Source organism: Bacillus sp. SRB_331 (genome assembly GCF_003264175.1).
GTDB lineage: Bacteria > Bacillota > Bacilli > Bacillales > Bacillaceae_G > Bacillus_A > Bacillus_A mycoides.
Genome location: NZ_NADV01000086.1, coordinates 1 through 15,496 on the forward strand (window position 1 = coordinate 1; position 15,496 = coordinate 15,496).

Annotated in this window: 10 protein-coding genes and 3 pseudogenes; 11 read left to right on the plus strand and 2 right to left on the minus strand. The window is 36.2% G+C overall.

Annotated elements, in window-relative coordinates:
- Positions 1-225: 225 nt before the first annotated feature.
- Positions 226-984 carry an NAD-dependent epimerase/dehydratase family protein gene (locus B5P42_RS31125; RefSeq protein ID WP_002014092.1) on the minus strand — a complete coding sequence of 253 codons (759 nt, stop codon included), beginning with the start codon at positions 982-984 and terminating at the stop codon, positions 226-228.
- A 142-nt stretch (positions 985-1,126) separates the two neighbouring features.
- Here B5P42_RS31125 and B5P42_RS31130 point away from each other — a divergent pair, with 142 nt between their 5' ends.
- The 11 genes and pseudogenes from B5P42_RS31130 (at position 1,127) to B5P42_RS31185 (ending at position 12,472) form a co-directional block, all read left to right on the plus strand.
- Positions 1,127-2,014 (plus strand): LysR family transcriptional regulator, encoded by an 888-nt coding sequence (locus tag B5P42_RS31130; RefSeq protein WP_113736053.1) that lies wholly within the window; start codon positions 1,127-1,129, stop codon positions 2,012-2,014.
- A gap of 147 nt (positions 2,015-2,161) precedes the next feature.
- Positions 2,162-2,407, plus strand: a pseudogene (locus B5P42_RS33025) (GNAT family N-acetyltransferase); the annotation flags it as partial.
- Between the two features lie 549 nt (positions 2,408-2,956).
- On the plus strand, positions 2,957-4,264 hold the full coding sequence (gene ltrA, locus B5P42_RS31145; RefSeq protein ID WP_113736055.1) for a group II intron reverse transcriptase/maturase: 1,308 nt from the start codon (positions 2,957-2,959) through the stop codon (positions 4,262-4,264).
- Positions 4,265-4,763: 499 nt separating this feature from the next.
- Positions 4,764-5,438 carry a response regulator transcription factor gene (locus B5P42_RS31150; RefSeq protein WP_002084315.1) on the plus strand — a complete coding sequence of 225 codons (675 nt, stop codon included), beginning with the start codon at positions 4,764-4,766 and terminating at the stop codon, positions 5,436-5,438.
- Entirely contained in the window at positions 5,435-6,802 is a 1,368-nt protein-coding gene (locus B5P42_RS31155) for a sensor histidine kinase (protein WP_098273790.1), read from the plus strand. Before B5P42_RS31150 ends, B5P42_RS31155 begins: the two co-directional genes overlap by 4 nt.
- 186 nt (positions 6,803-6,988) lie before the next feature.
- A complete protein-coding gene (locus B5P42_RS31160) occupies positions 6,989-7,969 on the plus strand; it encodes an alpha/beta hydrolase (RefSeq protein WP_113736058.1) in 981 nt (326 codons plus the stop codon).
- A gap of 293 nt (positions 7,970-8,262) precedes the next feature.
- Positions 8,263-8,358: pseudogene (locus B5P42_RS33030) on the plus strand (YjcZ family sporulation protein); the annotation flags it as partial.
- A gap of 511 nt (positions 8,359-8,869) precedes the next feature.
- Positions 8,870-9,319: pseudogene (locus B5P42_RS31170) on the plus strand (CPBP family intramembrane glutamic endopeptidase); the annotation flags it as partial.
- 404 nt (positions 9,320-9,723) lie between these two features.
- Positions 9,724-10,254 (plus strand): RNA polymerase sigma factor SigX, encoded by a 531-nt coding sequence (locus B5P42_RS31175; protein WP_113736056.1) that lies wholly within the window; start codon positions 9,724-9,726, stop codon positions 10,252-10,254.
- Between the two features lie 3 nt (positions 10,255-10,257).
- Positions 10,258-11,235: a DUF4179 domain-containing protein gene (locus B5P42_RS31180; RefSeq protein WP_002016750.1), complete on the plus strand. Its 978-nt coding sequence runs from the start codon at positions 10,258-10,260 to the stop codon at positions 11,233-11,235.
- A 799-nt stretch (positions 11,236-12,034) separates the two neighbouring features.
- Positions 12,035-12,472 (plus strand): NUDIX hydrolase, encoded by a 438-nt coding sequence (locus tag B5P42_RS31185; RefSeq protein ID WP_002066317.1) that lies wholly within the window; start codon positions 12,035-12,037, stop codon positions 12,470-12,472.
- A 780-nt stretch (positions 12,473-13,252) separates the two neighbouring features.
- On the opposite strand, the gene B5P42_RS31190 is transcribed toward B5P42_RS31185, so the two are convergent.
- Entirely contained in the window at positions 13,253-13,885 is a 633-nt protein-coding gene (locus tag B5P42_RS31190) for a lysozyme family protein (RefSeq protein ID WP_113736057.1), read from the minus strand.
- Positions 13,886-15,496: the final 1,611 nt, after the last annotated feature.

The following is a 15,496-nucleotide window of genomic DNA, read 5'->3' on the forward strand; positions in this document are numbered from 1 at the left end:
CTTAAGTTGATGGATGTGGGGTGCTACCCCATTATGTTGAAAAGGAAAAGAACATCTGTGGAACTAGTGGTGACAATAGAGTTGTTCCACAAATGAGACAGAAGAATAGTGTGCTCTATCTGGGGAAATTGGAATATTTATGATTATAGAAACTGTAGCTATTGAAAATAGAACAAATAAAAGCTAAATAACAATAATATAATCTCTTTTCTAGATATGCCTTTATCAAGAATCAAAAAACTTAATACCACTTAGTACAAAAGCATCAGAACTTGGGCTATAACCAACTAACTTTCTTGTTCCTTCAATATCAATTCGTTTAAACCTGTTGTTAGATACACCATGTAAAATTGAAAATGGAGGTAAGTTCTTTGCCGTCATCGACTTTAAGAGAAGGTCCATAAAATCTTCTGGGCTTAAGTATGCACTCATATCTCTAGCTGTTAGTGGTTTACCATATGGATTATAATCATCATATGCACCTATACGAATAGCAAGACTTTGTAACCCTTCTTCATAGGCAAAATAAGAAGCAACAGCCTCTGCAAAACACTTACTCACCCCGTACATATTTTTGGGTCTCGTGGGTGAATAAGCATGTGGTTGATAATCCAAAGGATAGCCTTCAATTGTTTGAGCACTGGAAGCAACTATCACTTTGGATACATTATTATCACTAGCAGCTCTAAAAATATTATAGGTTCCCTTTATATGATTTTCTAATAAGGAGCCATAAAAATCAGCATTTGGCGAAGGATTACCTGCCAAGTGTATAACTATATCTATACCTTTCGTAAATTCTTGACAAGCAGCTAAATCAGAAACATCTAAATATATGATTTCATGATTTGTATCTTTAAAAGTTTCTAAAGCAGATAAGTTAATATCTGCTAGCCGTAACTGGTAATTCCCTTGCTTATCTAGGAATCTTGTAACATCCTGGCCAATCTTACCTGCAGCACCTGTAACTAAAATTTTTTGCATTTCACTTCATCCTTCCATAAAAAATACATCCCTTGTCAAGGGTCATATAATAGAGCATGCACTTATTGTATGTTGGTAATGGCATTAAATAAAACGAAGAAATATAATGGAGACATGAATAAAATTCATGAGGAGGACCATAGTGACTTTAACAAAATATGAAATATTTAACAAAGTGGCAGAACTCAATAGTTTTACAAAAGCTGCAGAAGTGTTAGGTTTCACCCAATCTGCTGTAAGTCATGCAATTAGCAGTTTGGAAAAAGAGTTTTCCTTTCCTTTATTTATTCGTAATCACTCTACTTTAACATTGACCAAAAATGCAGAGGAGCTTTTAATTACCGTTCGGAAAATTTTATACTATAACAACATGCTGAAGCAGGAAGTAGCCGCTATCAATGGGTTCCAAAAAGGAACAGTAAGAGTGGGGGTTTTTTCGAGTATTTCTAAAAACTGGATTCCTGGTATTCTTAAAAAAATGGAGGAAAAGTTTCCAAATATTGAAATCGAATTACTGGAAGGAAACTATGCTGAGGTTGAGAATTGGTTACAAAACGGGAGATTAGATTGTGGATTTATTAATAATGATACTTACTTTGAATCCTTTGAAAAATCCTTTGAAATCGTACAATTGAAGAGGGATCGACTTTTATGTGTTGTATCTAACCAATCCCCATTATGTAAGGAAAACCAAGTATCAATGCAACAAATAGAAAATGTACCTTTTATTATGCCAACATATCAGTGTTATGATGATATTCAAAAAATATTTAGGGAGAATAAAGTTAGCCCCAATATTAGATTCGAAAATATGAATGAATACTCAGTGATCTCCATGGTGGAGAATAATCTAGGAATTAGTATATTGCCAGAAATGATTATACCGACATCAAAAATTTCTTTTGCAGCCATTCCACTTGAAAGTGATAGCTATCGAACTATTGGATTAGCTATAAGAAAACCAACCTCACTCGCGACTAAGAGATTTTCTGAGATTACTAAAAGGTGGGTATCATTTGAATCAATTTAATTTTGCCAAAATCTGAGTTATTTAAACTGATAGGGTTCTTCTTGAACGGAGCAGATTAGTTCAATAAGCAATGAGAAAAAGTTATATATTATGTGTTGATGTAGAACTATAATATACAAAAATCAGGAGGTAATTATATGATAATATATAAATTATACGACAGAACACCCTAATAACTTTGACTAATTACTAAACCTATATGAATCTTTATGGTGGAATTCACTTAAATTAACAAGTAATGATTTGGAACGAATGTGCAATCAAAGTTGATACGCCATTTACGCATTTGATGAAAAATAATTAGTGGGTATGGGACGTGTTATTTCAGATGGTGTAATTACTGGAGTAGTTTGGGGAATATGCGTTCTATCAATCTATCTGTCCGAAGGAATCGCCGCCATGTACAAATCGCGCTGGGTAATTGGCGTGTCCAGATAAGGACACATTATCTAGTTGGTGAAAGTCCAATCGGGAGAATAGACTCCACTCCCGTAGCCTGAGAGGCGCCATGAAGTGAAAACGACATGGCGAAGCCCTCTGACATCACATGCAAAAGGCATGTGGGCAAATCTCCAGGTTGTAACGTACAGTGAACGTAGACGTAGCCTCGTTACACGCAATTCCGGTGGCTGAGACGGTCGATAACGTGCGAAAGCAGCAAGAACTGACCGAAACGAGTCTGGAACGGCAGTTCTCACCGGCGGGGTATCAGCGGCGACATGGAGAGAAAGATAATGTGGAAACTGGAGAAGCCCTCGACATCCGATGAAGAAACCTCATCGAGGAGACCGTCTCTATAACCGCGATCGGGAAGTGAGAATGGTAGGTGTCAGGGTGACGGAACGGATCGTAGTACCAGAGATCTGCGTGCAGCAAAACGCGCGGGGAGGGAAGGGTCCGAACCTGTAAATATTTCGTACGACCAAAGGAGGCAAGGGTGCCATGACAAAAACACCTATTACTTTGCAGGAACTAAGGCGACGAATCTATCAAAAGGCGAAGTCTGAACCTACGCATCGGTTTTGGGGACTATTTTCCCACATTACCAAACTAATAACCCTCCATGAAGCATATCAGCATGCGAGGAAAAACGGCGGTGCCCCAGGTATCGACGGTCAAAGTTTCGCTGATATAGAACTAGAGGGAGTTATACCGTTTTTAAAGAACATCCAAGCAGAACTGCAGGCTGGAACATATCAACCACAAGCTAATCGTAAAGTAGAAATCCCAAAAGCAAACGGCAAAATGCGGACACTGCAAATCCCGTGTATACGGGACCGTGTGGTCCAAGGAGCGCTAAAACTCATATTGGAAGCTATCTTTGAGGCTGATTTCTGCCCAAATTCCTACGGATTCCGACCAAAACGCTCCCCGCATCAAGCGCTGGCAGAAGTACGACGTAGTGTGCTGCGTCGTATGACCACAGTCATTGATGTTGATTTGTCACGTTACTTTGATACAATCCGGCATAACATCCTACTGAGGAAAATCGCAAATCGTGTCCAAGACCACCAAGTTATGCACCTAGTAAAACAGGTGGTAAAAGCCGCAGGAAAGATTGGAGTCCCGCAAGGGGGGCCGTTCTCACCACTCGCGGCAAACATCTACTTGAATGAGGTAGATTGGACATTTGATGCCATTCGGCGTAAAACGACGAATGGCAACTATGAAGCTGTGAACTATCACCGATTTGCCGATGATATGGTTATCACCGTAAGTGGGCACTCCAGTAAACGGGGGTGGGCTGAACTGGCACTGCGACGACTGCAGGAACAATTGGAGCCTTTGGGGGTTGAACTGAATCTTGAGAAAACACGGATGGTCGATGTCTTACAGGGAGAGTCTTTTGCATTTCTCGGATTTGATTTCAGGCGAGTACTGAACCGAAATAAGACCCGATACTTCATATGCATGATCCCAAAGAAGAAAGCCCGTACGGCAGTGAAAGCAAGAATCCGCGAACTCATTCAAAACGCAGGAGCTAAACCAGCACAAGATTTAGTAAAACAAATCAATGCCGTACTAAGAGGATGGGTGAACTACTTTCGGGTTGGAAATTCCAGCGGAGCATTTAGCGAAGTGCGTGACTATACGGAGATGAAAATCCGTACACTGCTGACGAGAAGGAAACGGCGACGAAAGCGTAGCATCGGATGGCAGAGATGGAGTAATGAATATCTCTATGGTGTACTGGGGCTCTACTGGGACTGGAAAGTCCATTCCCTCAAAAGTGCAGAGGGATACCGATGAAAGTGCCTGCCATTTGATAGGTCTCATAACCCTTTTGATGAAGTTTATGGGGTGAGCTGCTTGAGGGAAAACCTCACGAGCAGTTCTTATGGGGAGGGGCTGGAAACGGGTCATAACTGATACCGCGCCAGTTCTTTACCCGACAATCATTTTTCCGCTGGATTTAGCTGAATTTGAACGTTCCCGTATTGTTTGGCACAACATCCAATGCGTTGTTCAATCAGTTATTCACAGCTATAATTGCCTATGCTTTGCTGAAATTTCTTCGTGCACAAGGCCAAAAGACAAAATAAACGCTTGTCATTTGCAGGTTTCACACGCCTGTTTCTTTGTGAAGCCTTGTCAATTGAGTGGCAAATTAGTTTGAAAGAAACACTTGAATTCTACAGGTCGATAAATCAAGAAACTGTATTACTTTGGTTAATCAACATACGTGTTAATTTATAGTATAATGATTGCTTGAAATAATGCGGTGGAAAACAGGGAAAAGAGGGAACCGATGCCTACTATACTAGTTGCTGACGACGATGCGAACATTCGCGAACTCGTCTGTTTATTTCTACGCAACGACGGATTCGCAACAGCTGAAGCAGCGGACGGCAAGGAAGCACTGGCCGTCTACATCTCAACGAATGTCGATCTTGTCGTACTTGACATTATGATGCCGATTATGGATGGTTGGACGTTAAGCAAGGAGCTCCGAAGAGCCAATCCTGATCTACCTTTACTTATGCTGACTGCGAGAGGAGAAACATGGGAGAAAGTGAAAGGTTTCGAACTTGGGACGGACGATTATTTAACCAAACCATTCGATCCGTTAGAGTTGACGGTTCGTGTTAGGGCACTACTCAAACGATACAAGATTGGCTCCACGCAGAAGATCCATTTCGGGAACGTCATCCTTGATCGACAGACCTATAAGGTGATGAACGGGACGGAGTCGCTTAAGTTGCCGCTAAAGGAGTTCGAATTGCTGTATAAGCTCGCTGGAACACCCGGACAAGTCTATACGCGTGTGCAGTTGATCGATCAGATTTGGGGTATCGATTACGCCGGAGATGATCGAACGGTAGACGTACATATTAAACGGCTGCGTGAACGGTTCGCGACAACACCCGATTTTCGGATCGAAACGGTGCGCGGGCTTGGGTATCGGCTTGAGGTTTATGAATGATCAGATCCTTATATATACGTGTTGTCCTGACATTTTTAGTCTCCATCATCGGGGGCACGATCATTTCTTTTTTGGTGTCAACTTGGATATTCGAAGATAAATTGAACGAAAACGCTCAAATCAACTCACGTAACTTTGGCCAAGACATCGTCCGAATTTACAAGACCTTTCCGTTACGTGAAGCGGACTTGTTCGTAAGTGAAATGAAGCAGCTCGATTCTTATTATATTCGAATTTACGAAGCAACGGGTCAGTTCAAGTCTTACGGTAAACTTCACGGACACAAACCTGCGCCTGTGACGATGGAGCAACTAAAGAAAGTATTAGATGGAGGTGTTGTTCAGGACACACCTAATGGTATTGCCACGGTCCTCTTAGGGTTGCCGTTGAAAACGGAAATGGGAACGAAAGCGATATTTTTGGAAGCGCTCGCCCCTCCTTCAGCCTCTTTTGTCACAAAGTGGGCATTGGTCTTTGCAACATGTTCGTTGATTGCAGGAAGCTTATTGATTCTAGTTGCCTCTGTATTCCTGGTAAGACCGATAAAAAAGCTGACAAAAGCGACCAGGCGGATAGCATCTGGAGATTTCAATGTCAAGTTGAATATTAAGCAAACGAGTGAGCTGGGTACTTTGGCTCGCAGCTTCGAAGAAATGATGCACGATCTGCAGCAACTTGAGCAGATGCGCAGGGAATTCGTAACGAACGTGTCGCACGAGGTTCAGTCTCCGCTCACTTCGATATCCGGTTATGCTCTAGTGCTTAAGCAAGTTGACCTTTCAGAATACGAACGAAGCCGTTATCTTGATATTATCATCGCTGAAGCGAAAAGGATGTCCAAAATGAGTGATAACCTGCTAAAGCTGAGTTTTCTTGAATCGCAGTCAAAGCAACTGCGGCTCGTCACGCTCAGCCTCGATGAACAAATCCGACGGATAATCGTGGCGCTCCAGCCACAATGGTCTGCTCGCGATATACATTTCGAGCTTGATTTACAGACAGTTAAAGTAACGGCTGATCATGACCTGTTAAATCAGGTATGGACGAATATCCTCAGAAATAGCATCAAATTTTCCGAGGATGCCGGCGTGATTAACGTGAGCATCAAACAAGATATCAAAAACGTGACAATCCTAATATCCGACACTGGTATTGGTATTCATCTTGATGACCAGAAGCGTATATTCGAGCGTTTTTTTAAGGCCGATCGTTCCCACAGTCGTAAGTATGACGGAAGTGGTATGGGACTCGCTATCGTTAAACAGATCGTGTCGCTTCATCAAGGTGACATCCGAGTGAAAAGTGAACTTGGTCAAGGAACGACCTTCATTGTCACCTTGCCAATCACTACACCAACAGATTAGTTAGATTCATTCTCTATGCTACGACTCATATGCAAGCTTACTTGCATATAGAGCCGTAGCATTTTTTTTGGCAGTTCATATTCAGTTCATATTGTCGTCATGGGGAGTACATCTTCATTGGTTAAGTTTTCATTACAGGCACATGAAGGAAGGCAAACAAACAGATCAGGACAGGAGAGGATGACAGTGACACAACAAGAGGAAAAGAAAACGCTGAGTGGAATGAAAATAAAGAAAGTGCGAAACATCTTACTTAAAATCATAGGAGCAATCGTTCTAGCCATTGTACTTTTTTTAGGTATTGTTTATATCGCAAATGTGATAAGTAGTCATTCGGAGCAAAAACGAATAGTGCCCTACGGGCAGCACGTATCTGTAGACGGGAAAAACATGAATGTGTTAATTCAAGGCGAGGGCGAGGAAACGATCGTGCTCCTGCCTGGTTATGGAACAGCTACTCCAGGGCTTGATTTTAAGCTTCTTATCGATGAATTATCTCCATTTTACAAAGTTGTTGTGGTAGAGCCTTTCGGTTATGGATTAAGTGATGAAACTGTAAAAGAGCGAACCACGGAGAATATGGTAAGTGAAGTTCATGAAGCTCTACAGCAGCTTAATATTAACAGATACATGCTCATGGGCCACTCCATTGCAGGCATTTATGGAATTGATTATGTGAATAAATATCCAAACGAGGTGACTGCATTTGTCGGAATCGATAGCAGTGTTGCAACACAACCGGGTATAGATATCAATTTCCCATTAAAAACGGTTGCATATCTCAAAAAATCAGGTCTCTTAAGATTGGCTATGAAAATCAGTGCTGACCCCTATGTTGGACTGGGATTTGATGGAAAAACCGTAGAGCAAATGAAAATGATTTCGAATAAAAACATGTACAATGACACAACCTTGAATGAGATGGACCATATTTCGTCTAATTTTAAAGGGGCTCAAGGTTTAACCTTCCCTAAATATCTTCCACTTCTTCTCTTTGTACAAGCGAATGATGAAGGTGTAGCAGGATGGATACCTCTGCATGAAGGGCAGATCAAAGACTCGGTACATGGAAAAGTAGTAACCATGGATGGATCACATTATTTACACCATACCAAATTCAAAGAAATCGCTGAAAACGTTAGACTATTTATGAAAGAAGTAAAGTAAGTGTTCAGAGAAAGATTCATTCGTTATTTTATGCATTTGTCTACAGTCTGCAAGACCATCATTTCGATGGTCTTTTTTATGTCCAAACAGTTGTATATTTCCAAACCAAGATTATACTTTCGCCTGAAAGACATTGGGCTTCATTTTCATATTAACTAACGAGGCAGGTGTGCGGACGAGCCTAGGTCGTATCATATAACGGGTGGGATTCCCGTCGAATAAGAACTAGCCATTCGCTCGTAGCGAGTCTTGGAGGGCTAAAGGTAACTTTAGTCTTTAAGCGTAGACAGTTAGGTGGCGGATTTGCTTTACTGATCGTTCTATTCATCCTGTTAATCATTATAGGATGTAGTTGTTGGGGCGGCGGTAGCGGCGGATTCGGTTACTAAAAAAAGGGGCACTCATAAGAGTGTCTTTTTTCTCAATATAAGAACTCTAAGAATATGATATTATTTTAATGCAAATTCCCTTTTGTGCAATGAGATAGTAATGCCCAACAAAAAACCCACCTATTTCCGTAGGTGGGCCTTATCTTTATTACACAATATCAAAGTATACTCTCTTTTTCTCGTAAATTTTATGTAATTATACATATTTGTAAAAATTACATAAAATAAATATTACATGTAGTAAAATATAAATTGTGGACACGTTCTATAAAGCTGATTCTCCGATTAGAAGGCGTAACACATCTCAACCATATAGGTGTGGTGTGGCGTTGCTTTAATCTAGCCAAACAAACGATCTCGATTCTCTTGTATTTGTACACTAACAATCTGTTGAAAATAAATGATTCTGTTTTATAGGACGTGTTTACTTAATGTCCAATACATATTATTAAATTAAAGTGGTTCAAGTCGGAGGAAGGCACCTTAGGGTGTCTTTTCTTTATGGGGTCTCACCACATCGGTATCTGACTTATTTTTTATGTTTATCATGCAATTTTTTGTTGTTGCATTTATTGAGGAAATCTTTTTTCGTGGATTTATGCTCAAAATGTTGTTTTCAAAGGGGATAAAAAAATCAGTTTTGATTTCAAGTTTTTTTTTTGGTATCACCCATTTATTACAACTAATTGGTGGGCAGTCTATTGAAGATACCATTTTACAAATCATATATGCATTTTTAGTTGGACTTGTTCTGTCCTTACTTATCGTAAATAAGCAATCAATTATTATCACCATTACTTTCCACGCTTTTAATAATTTCTTTAATTTTATGGGGAATGTTCAAGCCTCGTCGCTTTTTGCATATATTATTATTGCAATTTTATTCTTCTACACCATATATTTATGGAAACGTGCTAATAAAAAAGAGTGTATTCGACAGGAAATAAATATAGCAGTTTGAGTTGTGATATTACCTTTTCAGTATAGAGGGCAGCCTGGTACCACAATATTACCTTTAAAGGGGCTTGCTGCATGCTCATCAACTTAAGAGATTAATTGTTCCCCTAAAATGAAAAAATACGTTATTCTTTCTGTAGAATCATAGGAAAGGATGGCGTTTTTTTCATTCTAGGGGGCATTTCTTTTTATTAGCTTGATAGCGATGTGGCGGTACCCCATTAATAGAAAACTACTGCAAGAGTTATAGTTTTATGTTTTCATTTCCCTTTTGGCATTTATCTTTTAATCAGATGAATGCTTTTTTTAGTACATAATAAAAAAATAACCAGAAAAACTGTCACAAAATCCGTTTTTCTGGTTTCTCTATAATACAGGCATCAAATTGAAAGTGAGGTTTAAACTAACATGTTAACCATAGAAAATGAAGAAAGTCATGCTTCTGATATGCCTTTTGAAGATTTATTTAAGCAGTACTATACTTATGCTGTGAAACAGATTATATGGATTGTTAAAGATCAATCTATCGCTGAAGAGTTAGCACAAGAAGTGTTTTTACAATTATATCGTAGCGACTGGAAAGTAATTGAAAACATACCTGGATGGTTGATTAAATCTTCTACTTATGTAGCTTATAACCATTTGCGATCTGAAAAAAGGCAACAAGCGAAGATTGATAAAGAAATACAATACCATGAAGTACAAAATGTTTCATCATTAGACGATGATTGGATAAGAAAAGAAGAAATTACAAAGGTACAAACGATACTAAATAAAATGAATGATCGAGAACGAACCCTTTTACTAATGAAATTCTCTGGTTTTCAATATAAAGAAATTGCAGAAATACTTCAAATTGAAATATCTTCTATTGGAACATTATTGGTCCGAGCCAAAATGAAATTTCGCAAGATTTATAAACAAATGGAGGAGGCATAACAAATGAAATGTTATGATATCGGATTTATTCAAACATATATTGATGGAGAACTTTCTCATGATATAAGAAAGGAATTCACAAAGCACCTAGATACATGTGAAGCATGCCAAGATTTATTAGTAGAAATCAGTAAATTAAATCAATGGGAAAACGTAATGCTAGATGAAGAATCTGCAAATTCACCACAAGAAATCAAAATTGATATAGAACAAGCATGGAAAACATTTGAAAGTCGTTCCAAGCTAGACAATGTTTCTAATATAAATCACAAAAAACAACAGAAGAAGGGGCTCTTTACAAACATGAGTAAAAAATCAAAACGTTTCATGTATACAGCAGTAGCTGCAGCAGCACTTTTCACAACAGCAATGATTCCACAAGTACAAGTAGCGGCTACAAATGTTGCCTCATATTTTTCGGATGCAATTACAAATGATAAAGTTGTAAATGAAGGAATACAAGATGAAAATGGTGTCACACAAGATATGATGAAGAATGGTAAATATATTCCTATTGATGAAAAAATTACAGATCAAGGTATTACTGTACATTTCAAAGAATTATATATCGCAGATTCACGTATATCAGTTCATTATAGAATGGAAAAAGCTGACGGAAGTTTAGTACCATTTGAATTTGATACATCAGGATTAGAGCTCGAAAGTGATGGGAAAATTAATGGGCAACAAGAGGAAAACCCTGAGATTAAACATGAAGGGAGACTATCATTTATCCATGATTCAGATGACCGTCTTCCTTTTGAACTTATGGCAGCAGGTAAAAAATTAAATGATGTAGGCATTCGTGATAATGATAAACCCGAAGGTGTTGCTACATTTGTTATAGTTACTGGAGGAAAAGACGATTTTAAACAGCCCCTTACTTTAGATGTAAATATAAATAGAATTGGAAAAGTAATTGGATCTTGGAAAGGTGAAATTCAAATTGATACTTCACATCTGAAAAATAATACTAATTAAAATGAAAAAAAGAATAGAACAATATGTATCTAATGCTCAGTTTATATGTTTTCTTGTTTTCGTTACATTTATTTCTTATATAGTGCTTACTCTATCTTTTATTTGTGATTTAAGTTTATAACCTTAAATCAATCATTTAAGACCATTACAAGAAAAACCTCCCTAAAAAAGTAGGAAAATAAATAACCGGTCCCTTAACGTATAAGGAATCGGTTATTTTTTATCTAAAATGTGTCTAAACTTACAATTTTCTTTTTTGATATGGTGCCCTATAGAGAAAGAATTTTTTCGTTTAGAGGGTACTTCAAAACCTTAACTTGATGGCGATGGGGTCTCGCCAACATAACGTGAATTTCGTACGCTAAGGAATTTTTTATTTAAAAAACTTGGTTTTCCGTACATTAAGAGTGTTCCATAAACGGTATTTGATGTTTGATATAAAAATTTGTTTTTGGTAATGAGTTTTTGAACTGAATTTTAAACATATTTCAGTCAGTTTTGATAGATATAAATAAAGTTCCTTAAACGACCGTTTTAGGGACTATTTGGACTGGTTAGTCAACATGTGATACCGCCAGCATTTCGAAAAAAAACACACTAAGCAAATTAAATAAGAAATAAGCAGGTTTTTATCACGTTAAGAGTAAACCTATTTATGAAAAATAAAATTCTTAAAAAATGGAGAGCCGATACCATAAACCTGCATTATTAATGTAGAATTTTGATGTTGGCTCTTTATTTACTAAAATAGCAAGTTAGTGAATAAATTGTTCATATTTTTTCGAGAGGAGGTTAAGCAATGAGAGCGCCGTATCAAGTATTAATATTTCCTTATATAAAAACTGATGATTCCATTCAATATGGCATTTTTAATCGAAGTGATTATGGTTATTGGCAAGGAATAGCTGGTGGTGGAGAAGATGGTGAGACTCCTATTGAATCAGCAAAACGGGAAGCGTTTGAAGAGGCTGGTATTATAAGAGAATGTCCATATATAAAACTAGATTCTGTGTCTTCACTACCAGTAGAGGATGTAGTTGGTGAATTTCTTTGGGGAGAAGATGTTTATGTAATAAAAGAATTTTCTTTTGGAGTTAAAGTTCCTACAAAAAATATTAAATTATCTAAAGAACACTTCAAGTATAAATGGTTGTGCTTTGAGGAAGCCGTAACGCTTTTAAAATGGGATAGTAACAAAACAGCTTTGTGGGAATTAAACAAAAGGCTGTTAAAATAATTTAAGTGTTAGTTAACAAAGCCGATAATAGAAATCACACATTAAACATATATTTATACGCGTTGTTACTACACGCTAAGGAATAGTAATAAAAAGATGATGCCGATACAACTATATAAAAACCAAAAGAATCCTAAGATGGGGAATGTTTTATGAAAATTAAGCATAGTAAACCTCCTTGGATATATAAAGGATTATAATACATCGTTGGTCTATTTAGAATACTAACCATGAATTGGATGGCATTAGGCATGGTTAAACTAATAGAAATGATACATTAAACGTATTTAATGAGTCTGCTAGGTATAAAGATAATTGATAATCATACAATGATATGGAAGGGCCTTTTCTAACGTGTTAGTTACCTCAACGTATATGTATCTCTTGGCGCCTGGGCGAGGGTGCTTTTTTTATTGCACATTATAATATGGACAAGCATAATATTATGTAACAGGACGAGTTCTTCGTGTCCTATTCAATGCTCAGGATAAACCCCAATTCACATTGAGAGCACCAATAGCGAGGGTGCTCTCTTTTTATTGAATCTACATTTATTTTTATGCCTAATGAATTCGCTAAGTGGATACTATTTCATGTAAAATGGTGATTTTATTTATATTCTGGATAGATTTCTTGCGAAATATGTAACTAGAGCCGTATTTAAATTGAAATATGATACGATAGTTGTATATATACATTTAGATGGTGAGAGGGGATAAAAGTTGATGAAAAACCATATAAAAGTAAATGGAAAACTCCTTCAAACAAATATATACAATTTTAATTTTTTTGGAGGCGTTCTTCAATAAGTTTTGCTTTTTCATTCACTTTTGTTGTATATGTGAAATCACCGTAACAATATGGATATCTAAAATTTTGTTTATTTCCACCACAAGTGTATGTAGCTGGATTCTGATCAACTTTCAACTTAGAAAACTGTTTAGCTGTATCTTCCGAGTGTTGTTTAGCTTCTTGATTGGCAATAAAATCAATATAGCCTGGCCCCATATTATAGCTTTGAATAATTGTATCCATGCTAACACCTTTTTCTTCTCCATATCTATACATTTGAACAAAGTGCTTTATCCCTTGTTTAATGCTCAAGTTTATCTCTTGGATTTCATTTGGCTTTAATCCAAGTGATTCGGAAGATTGCATAGGGTCGTTGCCCTCACCCCTACTCTCGTGGTACATAATTCCTAGTAAAATTGCTGTTTTTTCTCCCAAATTATATTTTTCTAATTCTTTTTTTATGATGGGCTCATATTGCAATAAACGTTCCTCGGTAGCAAACGCTTTATTTTTTTGAGTATTGGTTTTGTCATTAAAATATAGTATCCCGATTATTGTTCCTAACCCTAAAATACTAATAAAGAATAATATAATAGTTTGTACTTTTCTCTTATTCTTCAAATATTACTCCTCCTTTTACAAGAAACCCTATTTTCAATGGTGGCTGGTTATTAAAAAAATTCAATAATTCTCTATTTCCCAGCTTTTTTAGACTCGAAAATTTTTTTCTAAATTCTAAGTTTAATAGAAAAGTTTAAAGATAAGGTAAAGATAAGATAAAGATAAAATAAAGTCCATTTTTTAGGGTATCCATTATGTGTTCTAAAGGCTCCAGATTCAAGAGATATATTATCTACATAACCGATAAGAGAGAAGGAGGTAAGCAAAATATCACTTGAAACAGATATAATTCTTTCTTTATTAGATATAAAACTGTGGATGGCCCATCATTCGGGAATTAGTCGCTTAAAAATAAAAAAAAAATTAAAATCAGAACCGTACCTCAATAAGTCTTCAAGTGTTAATAAAAGAAAACTATATAAGGTGAGGGAATAAAGATTCAACACCAATGATTATCAATAATTGAAGTGCTAATGATTATAATAAAAAGAACCTTCAATAGGTTCTTTTTTATAGTTGGTAAATATGTTATCAACAATAGATGGTAATAAAGATAGAAATTTAGACACTTTTTATTAATGGGCTAAGTTTTCTTAGGAAGAAATCTATTTCTCATGACTGATCGCTAGATATAATCGGATATATCATTTATTAATTTGGGTGGGTGATTTAACTTTTGGAGTTTACCACACTAAAATTTAAATTTTGTTTAGGGACAAAATGTTAAAGTGTTACATTCTGAATTGACAGAAAATTAAGGTGGTAAAAATCCTATTAAATCTTTTATTAGGTAACTCATATTTCTTTGACCTTATTTTCATGGTATTACCGAACGTTTATATGTCTCTAAGGGAAAGAAATACTTTAAGTTTTATTACCATCTAATGTTTGATTAAGATGGTAACATGAAAATAAAACGTTTACAACTAGAAAATAAAGAAAAAATATAAAAATTCGACTTTTTTCGACATTACGACTATGAGAGAAAGAATCTAAATTAAGTAAATCTTATATTTAGAGGGGATATTTACCTTATACATAACGGTTAAAACATTTGCAAATGTTTCACGAGTAATTAAAAACGTCGAATATAAAATTATATTGTGACAATTTTAAACGAACATACTTTATAATTCATACTTAGACTAATAAATTAATTACTAATAAATTAAATACGCTATATTTAATAGAGTATAATACGGAATATTTAACTTTAATATTCCATATTATATATAATTATGAATCATTTAACATATTTGTTGCGGGAAATTTTGACATAAGATATTTTAAATATTAAGCACAGAAACATTTCAAAGAAAAAGAGCTATTTTAAAATGTACCCTAAAAACATTTTTCCTAAAAAGTAGTAAGATTTTGCAAAACGTTTCTGTGCCTAATTAGATGAAAATAATATAATAAATTGTTTAAAAGAGATAAAAATAAGTTGCTTTTATGGAGAAATATACATCCCATACTATTAGAATTATGTCAAATTGTAGTTTGCAAATTACATTTCAAAGTATAAAAGGGGCATTTATTGCAGCTCGAATATCTATTACTGATTTATTGCATAAAAAAGTAGCTGCACAATAAAATGTACCCTATAGAATA

Excerpts from the sequence above, each read along its gene's own strand:
- B5P42_RS31180 (WP_002016750.1), top strand. The coding sequence starts at position 10,258 with ATGAAATGTTATGATATCGGATTTATTCAAACATATATTGATGGAGAA.
- B5P42_RS31155 (WP_098273790.1), top strand. The coding sequence starts at position 5,435 with ATGATCAGATCCTTATATATACGTGTTGTCCTGACATTTTTAGTCTCC.
- ltrA (WP_113736055.1), top strand. The coding sequence starts at position 2,957 with ATGACAAAAACACCTATTACTTTGCAGGAACTAAGGCGACGAATCTAT.
- B5P42_RS31185 (WP_002066317.1), top strand. The coding sequence starts at position 12,035 with ATGAGAGCGCCGTATCAAGTATTAATATTTCCTTATATAAAAACTGAT.
- B5P42_RS31125 (WP_002014092.1), bottom strand. The coding sequence starts at position 984 with ATGCAAAAAATTTTAGTTACAGGTGCTGCAGGTAAGATTGGCCAGGAT.
- B5P42_RS31150 (WP_002084315.1), top strand. The coding sequence starts at position 4,764 with ATGCCTACTATACTAGTTGCTGACGACGATGCGAACATTCGCGAACTC.
- B5P42_RS31175 (WP_113736056.1), top strand. The coding sequence starts at position 9,724 with ATGTTAACCATAGAAAATGAAGAAAGTCATGCTTCTGATATGCCTTTT.